This is a genomic window from Rhizomicrobium sp. (genome assembly GCA_037200045.1).
In the GTDB taxonomy this organism is placed as follows: domain Bacteria; phylum Pseudomonadota; class Alphaproteobacteria; order Micropepsales; family Micropepsaceae; genus Rhizomicrobium.
Genome location: JBBCHM010000001.1, coordinates 1,612,550 through 1,631,303 on the forward strand (window position 1 = coordinate 1,612,550; position 18,754 = coordinate 1,631,303).

Consider the following 18,754-nt stretch of genomic DNA (forward strand, 5'->3'; position numbering starts at 1 on the left):
GCGCCGCCCGCCCCGGCTTCGTCGTACGTTTGTGGAATCCGCGCTGCGGTCTGGAAGATGTGACAAGCGGTTGCGGACCAATCTGGCTATAATCTTTGCGATAACCGCGCGAACCGCAGATCCCAGCCGCGATTTGGGTCCCTGAGCCGTCGAATGGGCACGTCGGCGGGCCGCCAGCCAGTCATGATCGGAGGAATTTATGGACGAACAGGATACGGGAACCGCCGGCAAATGCCCCGTGGCGCACGGCCCCAAAGCCGGTCTTGGCGGGCGGTCGAACCGGGACTGGTGGCCGAACCAGCTCAACCTCAAGATCTTGCAGCAGCATTCCCCCCTGTCCGACCCCATGGGTTATGGCTTCAGCTACGCGGAGGCGTTCAAGACGCTCGATTTCGCGGCGCTGAAGAAGGACCTCCTGGCGCTGATGACGGACAGCCAGGACTGGTGGCCGGCCGATTTCGGGCATTATGGCGGGCTGTTCATCCGCATGGCCTGGCACAGCGCCGGCACCTATCGCATCGGCGATGGTCGCGGCGGCGCCGGCGGCGGCCAGCAGCGCTTCGCCCCGCTCAACTCGTGGCCGGACAACGCGAATCTCGACAAGGCGCGCCGGCTGCTCTGGCCGATCAAGCAGAAATACGGCCACAAGATCTCCTGGGCCGACCTCATCGTGCTCACCGGCAATGTCGCCCTCGAGTCGATGGGCTTCAAGACGTTCGGCTTCGGCGGCGGACGCGCCGACACCTGGGAGCCCGACGAGTCCGTCTTTTGGGGCGCCGAGGACACCTGGCTGGGCGACAAGCGCTATAGCGGAGACCGCGACCTCGAGAACCCGCTCGCCGCGGTGCAGATGGGCCTCATCTACGTCAATCCGGAAGGACCGAACGGCAAGCCCGATCCGCTCGCGTCCGCCCGGGACATCCGCGAAACCTTCGCGCGCATGGCGATGGACGACGAGGAGACGGTCGCGCTCATCGCTGGCGGGCATACTTTCGGCAAAACCCACGGCGCCGGCGATCCGGCGCTGGTCGGCCCGGAGCCGGAAGGGGCCGGCATCGAGGAACAGGGTCTCGGCTGGAAAAGCCGATTCGGCACCGGCAAGGGCGACGACACGATCACCGGCGGCCCGGAAGTCACCTGGAGCCAGACGCCGACAAAGTGGAGCAACAATTTCTTCGAGAACCTGTTCGGCTTCGAATGGGAGCTGACCAAGAGCCCGGCCGGTGCCTATCAGTGGAAGGCCAAGGACGGCGCCGGCGCCGGCGCGTTCCCGGATGCGCAGGATCCAGCGAAACGGCACGGGCCGACCATGCTGACGACGGACATCGCCCTGCGCGTCGACCCCGTCTACGAGAAGATTTCGCGGGACTTCCACAAGAACCCGGACAAGCTGGCGGACGCGTTCGCCCGCGCCTGGTTCAAGCTCACGCATCGCGACATGGGCCCGCGCGTCCGCTATCTCGGCCCCGAGGTCCCGGCGGAGGAACTGATCTGGCAGGACCCCGTGCCGGCCATCGATCATCCGCCGGTCGATGCGGGCGATATCGCGGCCCTCAAGGCCCGGATTCTCGCATCGGGCCTTTCGATCTCCGAACTGGTCGCCACGGCCTGGGCCTCGGCGTCGACCTTCCGCGGCTCCGACAAGCGCGGCGGGGCGAACGGCGCGCGCATCCGGCTCAGCCCCCAGAAGGATTGGGAGGTCAATCAGCCGGCCCGACTGGCAAAGGTGCTCGAAACCCTTGGCGGCATCCAGGCCGCGTTCAACGGCACGGCAAGCGGGGCCAAGAAGATTTCACTCGCCGATCTCATCGTCCTGGGCGGTTCGGCGGCCGTCGAGCAGGCGGCGAAGAAGGCCGGGCATGAGGTGACCGTTCCCTTCACGCCGGGGCGCACGGACGCGTCGCAGGAGCAGACCGATATCCACGCCTTTGCTCCGCTCGAGCCGGTCGCGGACGGGTTCCGCAACTATCTCAAGGGCAAATACGCGATAGCGGCGGAGGCGCTCCTGATCGACAAGGCGCAGCTTTTGACGCTGACGGCGCCCGAGATGACGGTCCTTATCGGCGGCCTGCGGGCCTTGAACGCGAATGTCGGCGCGTCGCCGCATGGCATCTTCACGAAGCGCCCGGGAACGCTGACCAACGACTTCTTCGTGAACCTTCTGGACATGGGCACGGAGTGGAAGCCTGCCTCGGCCGACGCGGACGTATTCGAAGGACACCACCGCGCCAGCGGCGAGTTGAAGTGGATCGCCACCCGGGTCGATCTCGTCTTCGGCTCGAACTCGCAGCTCCGCGCGCTCGCCGAGGTCTATGCCAGCGAGGACGCGCGGAAGAAGTTCGTGGATGACTTCGTCGCGGCCTGGACCAAGGTGATGAACCTTGACCGGTTCGACCTGGCCGCCGCTTAGGGAAGGCCGCTTCAGAGCAGACCGATACGCTGGCTCGACGCACGGTCTAGAGACCGTGTTGTCGCCCAGCGCGTCAGGATCGCGCCAAGCCAGATGGCCGCGAAGGATCCGACGATGAGGAAGCCGAAGCCGGTGAGATCGATCGATGCGAGATCGGGCGCGCCGCGAACGTGTTCGCCGATCAAGGGGGCGATCTCAACGGTCGCGACGACGATGCCGATCGCCGAGGACAGCGCCGTGAGGCCGAGATCGTAATAGAGCCTGCGCAGGGGGCTCGCCCAGCTCCAGCCATAGGCGGACGTCATCAGCGCGCTGTCGAGCGTGTCGAACAGCGACATCCCGGCGGCGAACAGAACCGGCAGGCAAAGAACCTCATACCAGGGCAGGCCCGTCGCCGCGCTCGAACTCGCGAGCACGAGGAGAGCGATTTCGGTCGCGGTGTCGAAGCCGAGGCCGAACAGCAATCCCACGAGGCACATGTGCCAGGGCTTCCCGACGAGGTTCATCGCCGGCCGCAGCAGCCGGCTCATGAAGCCGGGGCGGCTGCCATCGGGCTCGTCCTCGGTGGGCCGGCCGGTGCGGGCGCGCGCCAGCTTCCGCCAGAGGTCGCCCAGCACGATCAGGTTGAGGACGGCAATCGCATAGAGAAAGCCACTGGAGAACAGGGTCCCGGCCACGCCGGCAAGGAGGTGCAGCGCGGAGGTGCCGTCGAACAACGGCCGCGCCAGGCCGCGAACGCCGAAGGCGAGCAGCGTGGCGAGCCCGAAGACCACGCTCGAATGGCCGATCGAGAACCAGAATCCCACGGAGCGGGGCTGCTGTCCCGCCCGCATGAGCTTGCGGATGGTGTTGTCGATCGCCGCGATGTGATCGGCATCGAAGGCGTGACGGACGCCGAGAAGATAGGCGGCCAATCCGGTTCCCGCGCCAAACGCCTTGGCGCCGATCGCCGGATGCGGCAGCGTGATCGCGACAAGCAGGATCGACCAGCCCACGACATGGAGAAGGCCGATCGAGCCGACGATGCCGATCCATCCCCGCCGGCGCCGGAGCGTCTCGGCGATGCCGCGTCCCAATGTCATTCCTTTTCCAGCGCGCCTAGTCCGCCAACCGCTCGAGCGAGCTCTGGAACATACGGGAAAGTGAACGACGGTTGGATGTGACAGATTCTTTGCCAATGCCCCCGGTGCGGCCGGATTGAGCCGGTTTCGGCGACCGGATTCCGTTCCCGGGCGCACTTCACGGCGGTCTTCAACGCGTTTCCGGTCCGAGATCCGGCCGGCGACGGCAGAGCCGTCGCCGATAACGGATATCGTGCGACGCGGTCCTAGCTCACCAGCGTCGCATCGAGCGTGATGTCGGCCTTCAGCAGTTTGGAGACCGGACAATTCGCCTTCGCCGCCGCGGCGAGCTTTTCGAACGTCTCCTGATCGGCGCCCGGAATCTTTGCCGTCAGCGTGAGATGCACCGCCGTGATCGCGTAGCCGCCCGTGACCTGCTCCAGCGTCACCTGCGCCGTGGTCTCCATGTGCGCGGCGACCAGCTTGGCCTCGCCCAGGATGAGGGAGAGCGCCATGGTGAAACAGCCGGCATGCGCGGCGCCGATCAGCTCTTCCGGACTGGTGCCCGGTTTGCCTTCGAAGCGGCTCGCGAAGCCATAGGGATAGGCATTAAGCGCGCCGCTTTGCGTCGAGATGGCGCCCTTGCCGTCCTTGATGCCGCCTTCCCAGACGGCGGAACCCTTGCGATTGATCTTCATCTTGCTTCTCCTTGGCGTTGGTCCATCGAGGCGCGGCTGCGCCATCAATTCTCTTGGCGCAGCTTGGCGATGTCCCTCGCGGTGATGCTGGACGGCTGCGCGCCGAAACGGGCGGTGACATAGTTCGCGACCGCCGCGATTTCCTGATTGGTATAGGCACTTCCGAAAGCCGGCATGAAGACCTGGCCGTGCGGCGTCTGGCGCGCCTCGCCGTTCAGCACGACCTGCGCGACGTTGATCGCGGTGCGGTCGTTGACGGCGCGGGCGCCGGTCAAGGTCGCGGCGGCAACGACCGGGCTGACGCCCGTCCAGTCATGGCAGCTCGCGCAGGCGCCTTCGAAGATCTGCTTGCCGCGCGGGTCATAATCCGCGACCAGGCCCTGCTTGTGGGACACCGGCGCGGGCGAGGTTTTCGGCGCGGGCAGATCGGACGAGGCGATCGGCGGCACGCTGCGCAGATAGGCGACGATCGCGGCGATATCGCCTGGCGACAGATGACTCAGGCTGTTGTCGACCGCTTCGGCCATCGGGCCGCCCGCCGTGCCGTGTCCCTCGGCATGGCCGGAGGAGAGATAGTCCGCCAGAGCGGCGTCGCTCCAGGCGCCGACGCCGCTGTCGGCATCGGAGCTGATGTTGTAGGCGCGCCAGCCGGCCTGCAGGGCGCCGGCGAATTTCCGCCGGTTGTCGAGCGATTGGAACAGCGTGCGCGGCGTGTGGCATTCGCCGCAATGTTCGAGATTCTCGGCGATATAGGCGCCCCGGTTCCATTGCGGGCTTTGCGCCGGGTCGGGCGCGAAGCGCTTGTCGGGATTGAACAGGAACGACCACACGCCCATCAGCCAGCGCTGGTTGAACGGAAACACGAAAGTGTTGCCGGGCACGTCGGCATGCACGGGCTTGAGGCTGAACAGATAGGCCTTGATCGCGAGCGCGTCGGCGTCGGTCATGCCCGTGTAGGAGACATAGGGCATGGCGGGATAGAGATGCTGGCCCTCGTCATCGATACCCTTGTGGATCGCACCGAGGAACGCCGCGTCGCTCCAGCCGCCGATTCCGGTTTCCTTGTCCGGCGTGATGTTGGGCGTGTAGATCGTACCGAAGGGCAGCACGATGGGAAGGCCGCCGGCAAAGGGCACGCCACCCTTTGCGGTGTGACAGGACGTGCAATCGGCCGCCTGGGCGAGATATTCGCCGCGCGCGACAAGGCTGGCGCTGTGCAGCTCCGGCGGGACGCCGGTCGGATCGGCGCCATGATAATCGGCCAGCGCAATGCGGCTGCCGCGCGCGAAATCCGTCGGACCGGGGCCGAGCACGATCCAGGCGAATCCGAGCAGCAGAACCACGGCGACCGCGGCGATTCCGAGGATGGTGTAGCGCCAGGCGGGACTCAGCTTGAAGAAGGCGCTCATGCCGGCTTCCTCCCCGCCAGGATGTCACGGTCGAAGGGCAACCGACGCAACGCAATGCCCGTCGCGGCGAAGATCGCATTGCGGATGGCGGGTGGCGCGGCCGTCGTGCCCGTCTCGCCGATGCCGCCGGGCGCCTCGCCGCTCTTGATCAGATGGACGTCGATAACCGGCGCCTGGTCGATGCGCAGCATGCGATAGTCGTTGAAATTGCGCTGCTGCACCCGGCCCTTGTCGATGGTGATCTCGCCATAGAGCGCCGCCGTGGTCCCGAAGATCAGGCCGCCCTGCAATTGCGCGATGATGGTATCCGGATTGACCGCGATGCCGGTATCGACCGCGCTGGTGATGCGGCGCACCTTGACCTCGCCCTCCCGGTCGACTTCGACTTCGGCGATGGTGGCGATGAAGCTTGCGAACGCCACCTGCACCGCGACCCCGCGACCGGTGCGCGGCGGCAGCGGCGTGCCCCAACCGGCCTTGCGCGCGGCGAGTTCGAGCGCTGCCTTCAGGCGCGGCGTCTTGCCTTCCAGCATCGCGAGGCGGAACGCGACCGGGTCCTTGCCGGCCCTTTTCGCCAACTCGTCGATGAAGCTTTCGATGGCGAAGACATTGTTGTTCGGCCCCACGCCGCGCCAGAAGCCGGTCGGCACGGCGGGCGGTTCGTGCTGGAGGAATTCGACCCGCATGTTGGGAATGTCGTAGGGTTCGTCGACCGCGCTGTCGACGCCGTCGCCGTCGACGCCGTGCTGGAAGCCCAGCGGAAACCAGCGCGCCATGACCGACGATCCGGTGACGCGGTGCTTCCAGCCGTGGATGCGTCCATCCTTCAACGTCGCCGTGAGGCGGTCGTAGTAGAGCGGACGGTAGAAGTCGTGCTGGATGTCCTCCTCGCGCGTCCACACCACCTTGACGGGGCCGTCGACCTTCTGCGCGATGCGCACGGTTTTTTCGATGCCGTCGACGTCCAGCCGGCGGCCGAAGCCGCCGCCGAGAAGCTGGTTGTGCACCGTTACCTTCGCGAGCGGCAAGCCGGTGACTTTGGCGGCGACGGCCTGCGTGCGGGCGGCGACTTGCGTTCCGACCCAGACCTCGCAGCCATCGGGGCGCACATGCGCGGTGCAGTTGATCGGCTCCATCGGCGCGTGGGCGAGGAAGGGGACTTCGTAATGCGCTTCGAACGGATCGCCGTCCTTCAGGGCCTTTGCCGCATCGCCCAGCGATTTCGCGACGGCGCCGTCATGCGCGCTGGCGGCCTGGATGTCCTTGCGGATCAGCGCGGAGTCGACATGGGCGTTGGCGCCCTCGTTCCAGTGTATGACCAGCGCCTCAAGGCCCTTCTTGGCCGCCCACATGTGATCGCCCACCACCGCGACGAGATCGTCGAGCACGACGACCTGGCGCACGCCGGGAATGGCCTTGGCGGCACTGTCGTCGACATGCGCGACCTTGCCGCCGAATACCGGGGACGCGGCGAGCGTCGCGAACTTTACCCCGGGCGGCAGCATGTCGATGCCATAAAGCGCCTTGCCGTTGACCTTGTCAGGCGTGTCGAGCCGCCTGAGCGGCCTTCCGATCAGCTTGAACTGCTTGGGATCCTTGAGCGGCGGATTGGCGGGCAGCTTGAGCTTCGCCGCGGCATCGGCCAACGCGCCATAGGCCAGCCTGCGCCCGGTCGGCGCGTGAATTACTTCGCTGTTGGCCGCCGTGCAGCTCGCGGGATCGACTTTCCATTGCGCCGCAGCCGCCTGGACCAGAAGGGCGCGCGCCGCGGCGCCGGCGGTCCGCAGCTTCGTCCAGAAGGCGCGTATGGAATTGGAATTGCCCGTCGCCTGGATGCCGAAAACGGGATTGGCGTAGAGCGCATCGCTCGGCGGCGCGGCTTCGAGCACGACGCGGTCGAACGCGGCATCGAGTTCTTCCGCGAGGATCATGGACAGGGAGGTGTAGACGCCCTGCCCCATCTCGACCTGCGGCATGACCAGCGTGACCTTGCCCGTACGGTCGATGCGGATGAAGGCATCGGGCGTGAAGGGACCATCGTTCGGCTGAGCGCCGCCGGTGTTGACCGGCGTCGCCGCTGCAACGCCCGTGTAGAGACCGAGCAGCAATCCACCGCCGGCGGCCGCGCCGGCGCGCAGGATGGTGCGGCGGGACAGGATGTCTTTCGGACGGGGAACCGCGTGAATTGTCATGGCTAAATGCCCCTCCCGCTCAGACCTGCTCCGCGCCGGCCGCCTTCTTGATCGCCGCCCGTATCCGCACATAGGTCCCGCAGCGGCAGATGTTGCCAGCCATGGCGGCGTCGATGTCGGAATCGTCGGGGCGCGGCGTCGTCGCCAGCAGCGCGGCGGCGGACATGATCTGGCCGGACTGGCAGTAGCCGCATTGCACGACTTCCAGGTCGAGCCAGGCCTTCTGGACCTTGGCGCCGGCGGGCGTTTCACCGACCGCCTCGACGGTCGTGATGGCGCGGCCACCGATCGACCCGACGGGGAGCATGCAGGAGCGGACCGCCTTGCCGTCGACATGGACGGTGCAGGCGCCGCACTGCGCGATGCCGCAGCCGAACTTCGTGCCGGTCAATCCCAGAATGTCCCGCAGGACCCAGAGCAGCGGCATCTCGCCGGGCGCGTCGACTTCGCGATCCTGACCGTTGATGCGCAAACGCGTCATGCTGGACACTCCCCTGTCGTTCTGGGCCGACGGTAATCCCTAAAAGGAACAAAAGTCAGGCGAGGACGCAAACAGCCGCGAACACCAACGCGCCAGGACGCATTTGGGTCGCAAGGCATCGGCCGTTCTAGTTGCCGCATCCCGGGATCCTCAGGACGATCGAGGTGCCCTGCCGCGGGGTGCTCTCGATCTGCGCCGAGCCGCCGACGCGCCGGACGAAATCGGCCACCATGGCCAGGCCAAGCCCGTTGCCGCGGCCGATCGCCTTCGTCGTGAAACGGGGCTGAAAGGCGCGCTTGGCCGTCTCGGGAGACATGCCGCGTCCGGTATCGGTGACGCGCAGGATCACGATCGCGTCGTCCTCCAGGCCGCCTCGGCTCGCGGCGATACAAAGTTCGCCGCCCTCCGGCATCGCTTCCCTGGCATTGACCACGAGATTGAGCACGGCGTTCTCGAATTCCCGGACGTCGCAGAAGACCGGGGGCAGATCGCCATCGAGATCCAGCTCGACCCGGATGGCGTCACCGGCCATCCAGCGTATCGGCTGTTCGAGCGCGCCGAGCGCCAGGTCGATGTGCATGACTTCTTCGACCGTCGTCTCCGCCCGCGAAAAACTGAGGATTTTCCGACTCAGCGCGGTCGCCCTGCCGACCGAAGCCAAGACCCCTTGCGTCAGAAGGCTCAACTCGGCGCGCTTGGGCGGTTCCAATTTTCGCTCGATGAGATCGACGGCGCTCGAGATGACCTGCATGAGATTGCCGAAATCATGGACGATCCCGGTTGTCATCAATCCCAGCGCCGCCAGCCTGGCGATTTCCTGGTCCGAGCGCCCGGCCATGAGCGCTTCGACTTCTTCCGGCGTTTGGTATGGCGGCTGGTCGGGAGGAAACGACGATTTCATGGCACTCGTCTTTCGCGAGGCCGACCCGCGCGGGCAGCCAAGGAACCGGAAGAGAGCATTCTACCGGATCGGAGGCGAAGCTATTGGACAATAGTATCGCCAATTGTCCGGGATGGATTGGCCGGATACAAAATACCCGCGTCAATACGCGTCGACTTCGACCACCGCGTGGGCAAAGGCACCCGGCGTCGCTAGGGGATGGTGCGCACTGTAAAGACCGGACCTTCGGTAAGGCTTTTCCAGAGCGATGGTACCGAGGCGCGGCACCGCCACGGCGCGAAAGAACTGACGCCGCGCCCCGAAATCGCTATCCGTGAAGCTTGCGCGCCGTCTCGGCGATCCTGCGGCCCTGATAGCGGGCGCCGATCAAATCCGCCTCGCTCGGCTGGCGCTGGCCCTGGCCGCCGGCGATCGTCGAGGCGCCATAGGGCGAGCCGCCGACGATCTCGTCGAGCGTCATCTGCGCCGCGTGGCCGTAGTCGAGACCCACGATCACCATGCCGAAATGCAGCAGATTGGTGATGATCGAGAACAGGGTGGTCTCGTTGCCGCCGTGCTGGGTGGCGGACGCGGTAAACGCGCCGCCGACCTTGCCGTGCAGGGCGCCCTTGGCCCAGAGGCCGCCGGCCTGGTCCAGGAAGCTCGTCATCTGCGACGCCATGCGGCCGAACCGCGTGCCGACGCCGACGATGATCGCATCGTAATCGGCAAGCTCCTCGATCTTCGCCACCGGCGCCTTCTGATCGAGCTTGAAATGCGATGCCTTGGCGACCGCCTCGGGGACAAGTTCAGGAACGCGCTTGATGTCGACCTGCGCGCCGGCCTCGCGGGCGCCTTGCGCGACCGCTTCGGCCATCTGCTCGATATGGCCATAGGCCGAGTGATAGAGAACAAGAACCTTGGGCATGGAAATTTTCCTCGCGAAAGACCTGCGAGGCTCAATATTCGACTCGCCCGTATGCAGAAATAGAAACTGTCGAAACACATTGTTTCAGAAACCGAGACTCCGCCGGTTCACTTAATCGCACGGTAGACCGTGAACTCCCTGTCCTGCGCGACCGTCGCGACGCCCGCGAACGCGTCGCGCAGCGCCGGCGCATAGGGAAGATGGCGGTTGGCGACGAGCCAAAGCTCGCCGCCCTTCTTCAGCATGCCGGACGCCGAGCGCGCGACCGCAAGGCCGAGCGCGCGGTTTTCGGTGCCGCCTTCGTGAAACGGCGGATTGGTCACGACGAAATCGAGGTCCGCGGCGATGGGTGCGGTGGCGTCCGTCCAATGAACGCCAGCGCGCGGCTCGACGACGTTGCGCCTGGCGGCCGCGACGGCGCGGCGGTCGATATCGGCGAGGGCAAGCGACTCGACATCCTTCGACGCCAGCACCTTGCGCGCGAGATAGCCGGTGCCGCAGCCGAGATCGGCGCCGCGTCCGTGCAAATCGGGGAGATGCTCGACAAGCAGGCGGCTGCCGGCATCGATCCGATCCCAGCCGAAGATTCCAGGCTGCGACCACAGGCCGGTGGCCGCGACGAACTGCAAGCCGCCGGCGGCGACCGCCTCGGCGATGCCCGCGAGTTGCCTTGGCCGCCTGCCTTCGCAGAGACGAAAATGCGCGCGGGCGGTTTCGTTCGCGGCAACGCCGAATTCTTCGAGTTCGCCGCGCAGGCGCGTCCCGCCCCGGTTGCGCGGCGCGAGCGCGACGAGCGTGCCGCCGATGCCGAGCGAACGGAGCGACAAGGCAAGCACATAGCGGCGCTCCAGCGTGCCTGGCGGCGCGAGCACGGTCATCGACGCCAGGCTCTCTTCGGCGACCGATTCCAAGCTCCACGAGCCGGGAATCAGCGGCGAGAATTGTTCGGCGCCGGAAGGCGCATCGGCCAGCCCGGCCGGGATGACGCCATAAAGACCGTGCTTCTCCGTCACTGTCATGCCCGGGCCGTCGTCGCGAGGATGCCGGCGTGGCGCGCGAGTTCGAAAAGTCCGCGCGCGGCGAGCGGTTCGGGATCGATCGTCGAAAAGGCTCGGCCGCGCAGGGCCGCTTCATAGGCTTGCGCGACAGCGCCGCGTGCGACGAGGACGATCTCGGACGCGTGCTCGCGCGCGACTTCCTCCGCGATGAGAACGCCGTCGACGAAGGCGGCGGTGTGCTCCGGCGCGAGGGTCCCCAGGAGGCGCCGGGCGCGGGCCTGAAACAAAGCGCGGGTGACGCCTTCGGCGATGGCGCGCATGCCTTGCGCAAAGGCGTCGGGCGAAGGCTGCTGATCGACGCCGGTGGCGAGCGCGCCGCGTTCGAGCAGCGCGGCGCGCAACTCGCCCGTCATATAGGTGCGGAAGCCGACGATGCGGCCGTCCGCGATGTCGGCCCATTTGCTGTGGGTGCCGGGCAGGCACGCCGTGGCAGGCGCGATCCCGGCCTGGAGCCCGACGATGAGCGTTTCCTCGCCGCGCATCACCTCGCGGCTGTCGCCCTCCGCGAAGGAGATTCCGGGCACGATCCAGGCGGGTCGTTCGAACGGAACGCGGACCAGCGCCCGCGCGAGATCGGCGGCACCAGCCGGCGCCGGTACATAGGGCGCGTGCAGCCAGCCGCGATCGCTGCCGACCATGCCGCAGAGCAGGATCGGCGCGTCGCCGGCGAGCCAGTCCCCGAGAACGGCGCGCAAACGGTGCTCGAAGGCGCCGCTGCCGGTAAAGACGCCGTCGGGCGTGCGACGGATCTGCAACACCGATCCGTCGGCCGCGATGCGAAACGCCCGTAGGCTCGACGAGCCCCAGTCGACCCCGATCAGGGCCGCGCCGCGGGCCCGCATCGGCGGATCGGAAAACCTGTTCGTCATGGATTTCTTATAGCAAGGTGGCGGCCATGGCGCCTGTACGCGCCGCGAAGGACAGGGACGCCGGATGCAGGAGGACGACGACGAAAGGCGGCACAACGCCAACATTACCGCGCTTGTGGTGGTGGCCGTCCTTGTGATCCTGGGCGTCTTGGTGATGCAGTATCTGTCCGCCAGTCTCAAGACCGAACGCTGCATCGAGGAGAGACGGCGGGGCTGCGATTCCTCGCAAAACCCCTGACCCGTTACGCCGGGCGCGCGATCTGCCGTTCGTCCAGGCGGCTGATGATCATGATCTTCTGCCAGATCTTGCGTCCGAGATCGGAGGTCAGCTCCTCCACCTCGTTCACCGCTGCGATCACCGTCTCGTCCTGCACCGGGCCGGAATAGAGCGCCGCGAGCTTGGCGATCAGCGCCAGCGCCTCGGCGCAATAGTCGAGATAGCGGGACAGTTCGAACTCGCTCATCCGGCGCTGCGGCGAGGACGCGGTCGGCGGCCTGGCGGAGAGGATCACGGTGGGGTCCTTGGTCAACTGGTGCATGTCGACGACATGGGCGAAGGACCTGATCTCGAACAGCCGACGCAGCACGGCCCGGCGCTTCAGCCGCCGCTCCAGGGTCAGCACGAACCAGATCGCGCCGAACGCCAGGAGCAGCAGATTGACCACCGAATCCAACCCCTGCGTGATCCCGACCACGTCGGAGCGGCGAATGACCGCCGCCCAATCGACCAGCCGGGCGACATAGACCTGCGCCGCGAGGCCGGCGGCCACCGCCAGCAGCGCCAGGGACCGCAAGGCAAGATTCGGCCTGCCCAACGCGTCCACGCGCGATGCGGTGGCGCGTGCGGTCTCAGCGAGGCCGGCGGCGACGGATGCCAGGCCCGAACCGGGGAAGCGCTCCTCGATCCGCGCGCGCAGGCGTGCGACGGTTTCGACGATCTTCCGGGCATTCAGGACCGGCACATCCGATCCGTTCGGCAAAAGCGGCATCGTCGATTCCGTCCGGTGCGCGCTTAATTCTATACCGCAAACCGCCCGGTGGTTCACGCAAGGCTGTTGCCGGCGCCGCCGGCTTGCTAGAACGCCTGCGGGACAGGAGGCGGCGATGGCGCAAGACGGATTGGCGGGACGGCTCGTCCACGCCTACCGCCGGTCGGAAGCCGCCCGCGGGCTCCTCCTGCTGTCGCCGACCCTGGCGATCATGCTGACGGCACTGGCGGCGCCGATGGTCCTGCTGGCGCTCTACAGTTTCTGGACCCAGGACGGTTATGCGCTGAACACCCAGCCCACGCTGGCGCAATACGCCACGAGCCTGGGCCGGCCGACCTATCGCGCGCTGTTCTATCGCTCGATCGAGATTTCCGCGGTGGTGACGTTCATCACCGTGCTGCTCGCCTATCCGATGGCTTATTTCGTCGCCTTCCGGGTGGAGAAGACCAAATTCGTGTGGCTGATCCTCCTGACCATTCCGTTCTGGACGAGCTATCTGCTGCGCGTCTTCGCCTGGAAGCTGATCCTCGGCTATAACGGCGTGATCAATTCGGGACTGATGAGCCTGGGACTGATCCGCCAGCCGCTCGAATTCCTGCTTTATAACCCGACCGCGGTCGTGGTGACGCTGGCACATGCCTGGGCGCCGTTCGCGATCCTGCCGATCTATGTCAGCCTGGAGAAGATCGACCGGTCGCTGCTCGATGCCGCCGCCGATCTCGGCGACGGGCCGGTGCGCCGTTTCCTGCGCGTGACGCTTCCGCTGTCGCTGCCCGGCGTGATCGGGGCCGCCGTGCTGATCTTCGTGCCGACGACGGGCGACTATGTGACGCCGACGCTGGTCGGCGGATCGGGCGGCGTGATGATCGCCAATGTGATCGAGGAGCAGTTCGACAAGGTCGGCAACTGGCCGCTCGGCGCGGCGCTGGCCATGGCGAGCATGGCGGCGGTCGGCATCGTGACGTTCCTATTCGTGGCGGCGATGCGCGCCGCCGCGGCGAGGATCCGCTGATGGCAAGGAAACGCGGCGGCTTCGGGCTGCTGGCCTATGCGGTGCTCTACCTGGCCTTTCTTTACGTGCCGGTGTTGTTCCTGCCGTTGTTCTCGTTCAACAACTCGACATTCATCGCCTTTCCGCTGAGCGGCTTCACCACGCAATGGTACGGGCAGATGTTCGCGGACGAAGCGGTGCAGCAAGCCCTGTTCAACAGCCTTCGCGTCGGCGCGGCGGCGGCGCTCGCGGCGACGGCCCTCGCGCTTCCCGCCGCGAAGGCGCTCACGCGTTATCGCGTTCCCGGCGGCGCGGCCGTGCTGGGCCTGACCAATCTCTCGCTGTTCATTCCGGAGATCGTGCTCGGCATATCGCTGCTGATCCTGTTGAGCGCCTTGGGCATACCGTTGTCGCTGTGGACCGTGACGCTGGGCCATATCGTGGTTTGCGCGCCGTTCGCCATCACCGTGCTGATGTCACGCATGGAGGGCTTCGACAAAAATCTCGAAGAGGCATCGCTGGACCTGGGCGAGAACGGATGGATGACCTTCTGGCGCGTAACCTTTCCACTCGCCTTGCCGGGTGTGATTTCGAGCCTGCTTCTCAGCTTCATGGTCTCGTTCGATGATTTCCTGATCGCCTATTTCCTCGTGGGCAACGATGCGACGCTTCCGATCTACATCTGGGGACAGCTCCGCTTTCCCTACAAGCTGCCCTCGGTCCTGGCCTTGGGCGCGATGATCCTCGTGACCTCGGCCATCCTGGTGGTGGTCGCGGAGTGGGTGCGCAGCCACGGCCTCAAGGACCGCCACACGATGGTGGGCGCATGAGCGCGGACGCCTTCCTTCATATCGACCGCGTCTGCAAGCGCTTCGGCGCCATGACGGCGGTGGACACGGTGGATCTGACGATCCGGCGCGGCGAGTTCTTCTCCCTGCTCGGTCCCTCCGGCTGCGGGAAGACGACGCTGCTGCGGATGATCGCCGGCTTCGAATATCCGGACAGCGGCGACATCTTTGTCGAGGACCAGCGCATCACCGACACGCCGCCCAATTTGCGCCCGTCGAACATGGTGTTCCAGTCCTACGCGATCTTTCCGCACCTGAACGTGTTCGACAACATCGCCTTCGGCCTTCGCAAGGACCGGCTGAAGCGCGGTGAACTCAACCGGCGCGTGACGGAAGCGCTGGCGATGATCAAGCTGGAAGGCTTCGGGGCGCGGCGGGCCGACGAATTGTCGGGCGGGCAGCGGCAGCGCGTGGCGCTGGCGCGGGCGCTGATCCGCCGGCCGAAGGTGCTGCTGCTCGACGAGCCGCTCGGCGCGCTCGACAAGCGGCTGCGCGAGGCGATGCAGATCGAGCTGCGGCAATTGCAGAGAACCGTCGGCATCACCTTCGTGTTCGTGACCCACGACCAGGAGGAGGCACTGTCGATGTCGGACCGGATCGCGGTGATGTCCGGCGGCAAAGTATTGCAGGTCGCGTCCCCGCGCCAACTCTACGAGGCGCCGAATTGCCGCGAAGTCGCGGACTTCATCGGCGAGATCAATTTCTTCGACGGCGTCGTCAAGGGGCGCGACGGCGGGATGGCCGAGATCGATGCGCCGCCGCTGGGGCGGATACGGGCGAAGACGACCGCGGCGACGGGCGCAAAGGTTCTGGTCGCGCTGCGGCCGGAGAAGATCGCGCTGTCGCCCGAGGGCGTGCCGGGCACGATTGCGGCAGCGGCGTATCTGGGCGAGCGGAGCCATTATGCGGTGACGGTGGCCGGACGCACCATCGCGGTCGCGGCGCAGAACATGGCGAAGGCCGCGACCGAGAGCCATGCGCCGGGCGATGCGGTGCATCTGAGCTGGTCGCCCGATGCGGTCGTCGTGCTGCCAGCGGAGGATTAGCGCAGCACGGCGTCGAGCACGGCGCGCGTGGCTTTCTGCGCGGCGGCGAGCCGCGCTTCCAGTTCCTCGAAGCTCTCGTAACCCGCCGCGCGCACCAGCAGCGCCTTCAGCCCGGGCGTGGCGTGCTCGGGTTCGAGAGTCCCGTCGAGCGCGATGCGCAAGACCTGGGTGAGCGCGTGCTCCAGCCGCGCGGCGGCGATCAGCGTTTGCGCACGCTCGGGCGACAGCGCACTGGCGGCTTCGAGCTTCTTCAGGGCCTCGATCGTGTTGGTATCGAGAACGTCCGGGCGGGCGGGCGCCGCGCAGAGCTCCAGCGCCTGGGCGACGAACTCGATGTCGACCAGCCCACCCGGCGCGAATTTCAGGTCCCAGTGGTTCTTGCCGGGAAATTGCGCCGCGAGCTTGTCGCGCATGTCGCGCGCGTCGGCCACGATCTTCGAAGGCTCGGCGCCGGCGGTCAGCGTGGCGCGGATCGCGGCTTCGACCTGGGCGGTGAATGCCGCAGGCGCGTGGATCACGCGCGCGCGGGTCAGCGCCAGGCGCTCCCAGGTCCAGGATTCGTCGGCATGGTAGCGCCGGAACGAGGCGAGACTGACCGCGACAGGGCCCTTGTTGCCGGTCGGACGCAACCGCATATCGACTTCATAGAGGCCGCCGGCGGCAGTCAGCGCGGTGAGCGCCGCGATGAAGCGCTGCGCCAGGCGCGCATAATAGACGATCACCGGCAGCGGTCTTGGACCGTCGCTCGCTTCGACCTCTTGCAGCACGTCGTAGACGAAGATGAGGTCGAGATCGGAACCGGCCGTCATCTCGCGCCCGCCGAGCTTGCCCATGGCGACGATGGCGAAACGGCCGCCCGGCATGTGCCCGGCGGTCTCGGCGAGTTCGTCCTCCACCACCGGCAGCAGGCCGGCGATCACGGCTTCGGCGATGTTGGCGAGCGCGGGACCGGCCTGGTCGGGCTTCGCGGTGCTTTCGATGACCTGCACGCCGACGCGGAAGATCTGCTCCTTGGCGAAGCGGCGGGCGGCGTCGAGCGCGGCTTCGTAGCCGCCGGCGCGCGCGAGCTGGTCGGCCAGCGCCGCATCAAGCGCGGCACGCGACGGCAGCGTGTGGAGAAAGTCGGCGTCGATCAGCGCGTCCAGCGTCGCGGGCGCGCGACTCAGATGCTCGGCCAGGCGCGGGGCCGAGCCGACGATGGTGGCGATCAGGCGCAGGAAATCCGGTCTGGCCAGGAATTGGGAAAAGAGCTGGACGCCGGCCGGCAGGTTGGTGAGAAAACGGTCGAACTGCGCGAAGGCGGCATCCGGATCGGCGGTCCCGGCGAGCGCGGGCAGCAGCGCCGGCACGAGCTTGGTCAAAAGCTCGCGGGCGCGCGCGCTGCGCGTGGCGCGGATGCGGCCGTGATGCCAGCCGCGGATCGCCGCGGAGACATGCGGCGCGTCGCGGAAGCCCATCCGCTGCAAGGTCTTGATCGTTTCGGGATCCTCCTCCACGCCGGTGAAGACAAGATTGCCCTCCGACGCGGTCAGTTCCTGCTCGCGCTCGAACAGGCGGGCGTAGTGGGCCTGCACGGTCTTGAGCCGCGCGATCAGCGCCTCGCCGAACCCGGCCGCGTCGGGATAGCCCATGAAGCAGGCGATGTGCGCGATGCCGTCGGGCGATTTGGGGATCGAATGGGTTTGTTCGTCCTCGATCATCTGGAGGCGGTGTTCCAGCGTGCGCAGGAAGCGATAAGCGAGTTTGAGGTCTTCGGTGGTCTGCGGCGCCACGAGGCCGCGGCCGCACAGCGCGTCGAGCGCATCCACGGTGCGGCTCTGGCGCAGCGCCGGCATGCGGCCGCCGAGGATAAGCTGCTGGGTCTGGGCGAAGAATTCGATCTCGCGGATGCCGCCACGACCGAGCTTGATGTTGTGGCCCGCGACCGCGATGGGGCCGTGGCCGCCATGGGCGTGGATCTGCCGCTTGATGGAATGGATGTCCTCGATCGCGGCGAAGTCGAGATGGCGGCGCCAGATGAAAGGCTCGAGCGATTTGAGGAATTGTTCGCCGGTCGCGGGATCGCCGGCGCAGGCGCGCGCCTTGATGAAGGCGGCGCGTTCCCAGTTCTGGCCCATGCCCTCATAATAGGTTTCCGCCGCGTCGGTCGAGATCGCGACCTGGGTGGCGCCGGCATCGGGGCGCAGGCGCAGATCGACGCGGAAGACATAGCCATCCGCGGTGATCTCGGTCAGCAGCCGGACCACGCCGCGCACGATATCGACGGCGGCGCCGCGCGCGTCGTCGCGCTTGCGGAACGGAAAGCGCGCGGGATCGTAAAAGACGACGAGATCGATGTCGGACGAGTAGTTGAGCTCGAACGCGCCATACTTGCCCATGGCGAGCACGGCGAGGCCGGTCGTTTCCTCCAGGACGGCGCCGTCCTGCTCCGCCCTCTCGGCGCGGGCCGCGGCGGCCTTGAGCACGAAGCGCAGCGCGCCCTTGACGCAGCCATCGGCGAATTCGGTCAGGGCGCGGGTGACCCGCTCCAGATCCCAATGGCCGGCGATGTCGGCCAGCGCGATGGCGAGCGCCGCGCGCCGCTTGGCGATGCGCAGGCGCGACATCGCTTCGGCCTCGCTTGTCGCATCGGCGGCGCAGAGCGCGAGCATGACGGCGTCCGCGACCGCCGGGTCGGCGCCGTCCGCGAGAAGCGCGGGCAGGATCGCATGCTCGCGCACGGCAAGGCGGCCGAGGAACGGGCTGTTGCCGAACACCGCATCGAGCAGCGGACGGTCGCCGTCCCCGGCAACAAAGCCGCGCTCCGCCAGGGCCTCGTGGACACGCTGGGCGCGGGCGGCGTCGAAGGGCGGGGGCGGGACGATCATGCCCCAGTGTAGAACGATTTGGCCGCG

Annotated in this window: 17 protein-coding genes; 6 read left to right on the forward strand and 11 right to left on the reverse strand. The window is 67.1% G+C overall.

Going from position 1 to position 18,754, the window contains the following annotated elements; all coding sequences use genetic code 11:
• The first annotated feature begins 199 nt into the window (after positions 1-199).
• Complete coding sequence (gene katG / locus WDM86_07485) at positions 200-2,410, forward strand: catalase/peroxidase HPI (GenBank protein MEI9989865.1); 2,211 nt, start codon at positions 200-202, stop codon at positions 2,408-2,410.
• 11 nt (positions 2,411-2,421) lie between these two features.
• On the opposite strand, the gene WDM86_07490 is transcribed toward katG, so the two are convergent.
• The 6 genes from WDM86_07490 to WDM86_07515 all read right to left on the reverse strand — a co-directional run bounded on the left by WDM86_07490 (position 2,422) and on the right by WDM86_07515 (position 8,831).
• Positions 2,422-3,492: a hypothetical protein gene (locus tag WDM86_07490; protein ID MEI9989866.1), complete on the reverse strand. Its 1,071-nt coding sequence runs from the start codon at positions 3,490-3,492 to the stop codon at positions 2,422-2,424.
• A 245-nt stretch (positions 3,493-3,737) separates the two neighbouring features.
• The gene (locus WDM86_07495; protein ID MEI9989867.1) at positions 3,738-4,169 is read right to left on the reverse strand and encodes an OsmC family protein; all 432 of its coding nucleotides are present in this window, start codon (positions 4,167-4,169) and stop codon (positions 3,738-3,740) included.
• A 44-nt stretch (positions 4,170-4,213) separates the two neighbouring features.
• Complete coding sequence (locus tag WDM86_07500) at positions 4,214-5,578, reverse strand: cytochrome c (GenBank protein MEI9989868.1); 1,365 nt, start codon at positions 5,576-5,578, stop codon at positions 4,214-4,216.
• On the reverse strand, positions 5,575-7,770 hold the full coding sequence (locus tag WDM86_07505) for a molybdopterin cofactor-binding domain-containing protein (GenBank protein MEI9989869.1): 2,196 nt from the start codon (positions 7,768-7,770) through the stop codon (positions 5,575-5,577). Before WDM86_07505 ends, WDM86_07500 begins: the two co-directional genes overlap by 4 nt.
• Positions 7,771-7,789: 19 nt before the next feature.
• The gene (locus tag WDM86_07510) at positions 7,790-8,251 is read right to left on the reverse strand and encodes a (2Fe-2S)-binding protein (GenBank protein MEI9989870.1); all 462 of its coding nucleotides are present in this window, start codon (positions 8,249-8,251) and stop codon (positions 7,790-7,792) included.
• Positions 8,252-8,378: 127 nt separating this feature from the next.
• Positions 8,379-8,831 carry an ATP-binding protein gene (locus WDM86_07515; protein MEI9989871.1) on the reverse strand — a complete coding sequence of 151 codons (453 nt, stop codon included), beginning with the start codon at positions 8,829-8,831 and terminating at the stop codon, positions 8,379-8,381.
• On the opposite strand from WDM86_07515, the gene WDM86_07520 reads away from it, so the two are divergent.
• Positions 8,830-9,246, forward strand: a complete 417-nt coding sequence (locus WDM86_07520) for a hypothetical protein (GenBank protein ID MEI9989872.1) — start codon at positions 8,830-8,832, stop codon at positions 9,244-9,246. The genes WDM86_07515 and WDM86_07520 overlap by 2 nt on opposite strands.
• A gap of 213 nt (positions 9,247-9,459) precedes the next feature.
• Here WDM86_07520 and wrbA read toward each other — a convergent pair whose 3' ends face one another.
• The 3 genes from wrbA to WDM86_07535 all read right to left on the reverse strand — a co-directional run bounded on the left by wrbA (position 9,460) and on the right by WDM86_07535 (position 11,986).
• Positions 9,460-10,059, reverse strand: coding sequence for an NAD(P)H:quinone oxidoreductase (gene wrbA / locus WDM86_07525; protein ID MEI9989873.1), 600 nt, complete (start codon positions 10,057-10,059; stop codon positions 9,460-9,462).
• Positions 10,060-10,166: 107 nt separating this feature from the next.
• Positions 10,167-11,078, reverse strand: coding sequence for a methyltransferase (locus tag WDM86_07530; GenBank protein ID MEI9989874.1), 912 nt, complete (start codon positions 11,076-11,078; stop codon positions 10,167-10,169).
• Positions 11,075-11,986, reverse strand: coding sequence for a 2-dehydro-3-deoxygalactonokinase (locus WDM86_07535; protein MEI9989875.1), 912 nt, complete (start codon positions 11,984-11,986; stop codon positions 11,075-11,077). Before WDM86_07535 ends, WDM86_07530 begins: the two co-directional genes overlap by 4 nt.
• A 64-nt stretch (positions 11,987-12,050) precedes the next feature.
• On the opposite strand from WDM86_07535, the gene WDM86_07540 reads away from it, so the two are divergent.
• Complete coding sequence (locus WDM86_07540) at positions 12,051-12,224, forward strand: hypothetical protein (protein ID MEI9989876.1); 174 nt, start codon at positions 12,051-12,053, stop codon at positions 12,222-12,224.
• Between the two features lie 4 nt (positions 12,225-12,228).
• On the opposite strand, the gene WDM86_07545 is transcribed toward WDM86_07540, so the two are convergent.
• Positions 12,229-12,975 carry a hypothetical protein gene (locus WDM86_07545; protein ID MEI9989877.1) on the reverse strand — a complete coding sequence of 249 codons (747 nt, stop codon included), beginning with the start codon at positions 12,973-12,975 and terminating at the stop codon, positions 12,229-12,231.
• Positions 12,976-13,090: 115 nt separating this feature from the next.
• Here WDM86_07545 and WDM86_07550 point away from each other — a divergent pair, with 115 nt between their 5' ends.
• From WDM86_07550 to WDM86_07560, 3 genes are read left to right on the forward strand one after another with little or no spacing between them, the layout of a single operon-like run.
• Entirely contained in the window at positions 13,091-13,987 is an 897-nt protein-coding gene (locus tag WDM86_07550) for an ABC transporter permease (GenBank protein MEI9989878.1), read from the forward strand.
• A complete protein-coding gene (locus WDM86_07555) occupies positions 13,987-14,796 on the forward strand; it encodes an ABC transporter permease (protein MEI9989879.1) in 810 nt (269 codons plus the stop codon). The genes WDM86_07550 and WDM86_07555 overlap by 1 nt, the downstream gene beginning before the upstream one ends.
• Positions 14,793-15,860, forward strand: a complete 1,068-nt coding sequence (locus WDM86_07560; GenBank protein ID MEI9989880.1) for an ABC transporter ATP-binding protein — start codon at positions 14,793-14,795, stop codon at positions 15,858-15,860. Before WDM86_07555 ends, WDM86_07560 begins: the two co-directional genes overlap by 4 nt.
• On the opposite strand, the gene WDM86_07565 is transcribed toward WDM86_07560, so the two are convergent.
• Positions 15,857-18,727 carry a bifunctional [glutamine synthetase] adenylyltransferase/[glutamine synthetase]-adenylyl-L-tyrosine phosphorylase gene (locus WDM86_07565; protein MEI9989881.1) on the reverse strand — a complete coding sequence of 957 codons (2,871 nt, stop codon included), beginning with the start codon at positions 18,725-18,727 and terminating at the stop codon, positions 15,857-15,859. The two genes, WDM86_07560 and WDM86_07565, sit on opposite strands and share 4 nt — an antisense overlap.
• Positions 18,728-18,754: the final 27 nt, after the last annotated feature.

Coding starts and splice junctions, on each gene's coding strand:
- WDM86_07550 (MEI9989878.1), top strand. CDS start 13,091: ATGGCGCAAGACGGATTGGCGGGACGGCTCGTCCACGCCTACCGCCGG.
- WDM86_07545 (MEI9989877.1), bottom strand. CDS start 12,975: ATGCCGCTTTTGCCGAACGGATCGGATGTGCCGGTCCTGAATGCCCGG.
- WDM86_07560 (MEI9989880.1), top strand. CDS start 14,793: ATGAGCGCGGACGCCTTCCTTCATATCGACCGCGTCTGCAAGCGCTTC.
- WDM86_07530 (MEI9989874.1), bottom strand. CDS start 11,078: ATGACAGTGACGGAGAAGCACGGTCTTTATGGCGTCATCCCGGCCGGG.
- WDM86_07565 (MEI9989881.1), bottom strand. CDS start 18,727: ATGATCGTCCCGCCCCCGCCCTTCGACGCCGCCCGCGCCCAGCGTGTC.
- WDM86_07520 (MEI9989872.1), top strand. CDS start 8,830: ATGACTTCTTCGACCGTCGTCTCCGCCCGCGAAAAACTGAGGATTTTC.
- WDM86_07495 (MEI9989867.1), bottom strand. CDS start 4,169: ATGAAGATCAATCGCAAGGGTTCCGCCGTCTGGGAAGGCGGCATCAAG.
- WDM86_07510 (MEI9989870.1), bottom strand. CDS start 8,251: ATGACGCGTTTGCGCATCAACGGTCAGGATCGCGAAGTCGACGCGCCC.
- WDM86_07505 (MEI9989869.1), bottom strand. CDS start 7,770: ATGACAATTCACGCGGTTCCCCGTCCGAAAGACATCCTGTCCCGCCGC.
- WDM86_07535 (MEI9989875.1), bottom strand. CDS start 11,986: ATGACGAACAGGTTTTCCGATCCGCCGATGCGGGCCCGCGGCGCGGCC.
- WDM86_07500 (MEI9989868.1), bottom strand. CDS start 5,578: ATGAGCGCCTTCTTCAAGCTGAGTCCCGCCTGGCGCTACACCATCCTC.
- WDM86_07515 (MEI9989871.1), bottom strand. CDS start 8,831: ATGCACATCGACCTGGCGCTCGGCGCGCTCGAACAGCCGATACGCTGG.
- wrbA (MEI9989873.1), bottom strand. CDS start 10,059: ATGCCCAAGGTTCTTGTTCTCTATCACTCGGCCTATGGCCATATCGAG.
- WDM86_07540 (MEI9989876.1), top strand. CDS start 12,051: ATGCAGGAGGACGACGACGAAAGGCGGCACAACGCCAACATTACCGCG.
- WDM86_07490 (MEI9989866.1), bottom strand. CDS start 3,492: ATGACATTGGGACGCGGCATCGCCGAGACGCTCCGGCGCCGGCGGGGA.
- katG (MEI9989865.1), top strand. CDS start 200: ATGGACGAACAGGATACGGGAACCGCCGGCAAATGCCCCGTGGCGCAC.
- WDM86_07555 (MEI9989879.1), top strand. CDS start 13,987: ATGGCAAGGAAACGCGGCGGCTTCGGGCTGCTGGCCTATGCGGTGCTC.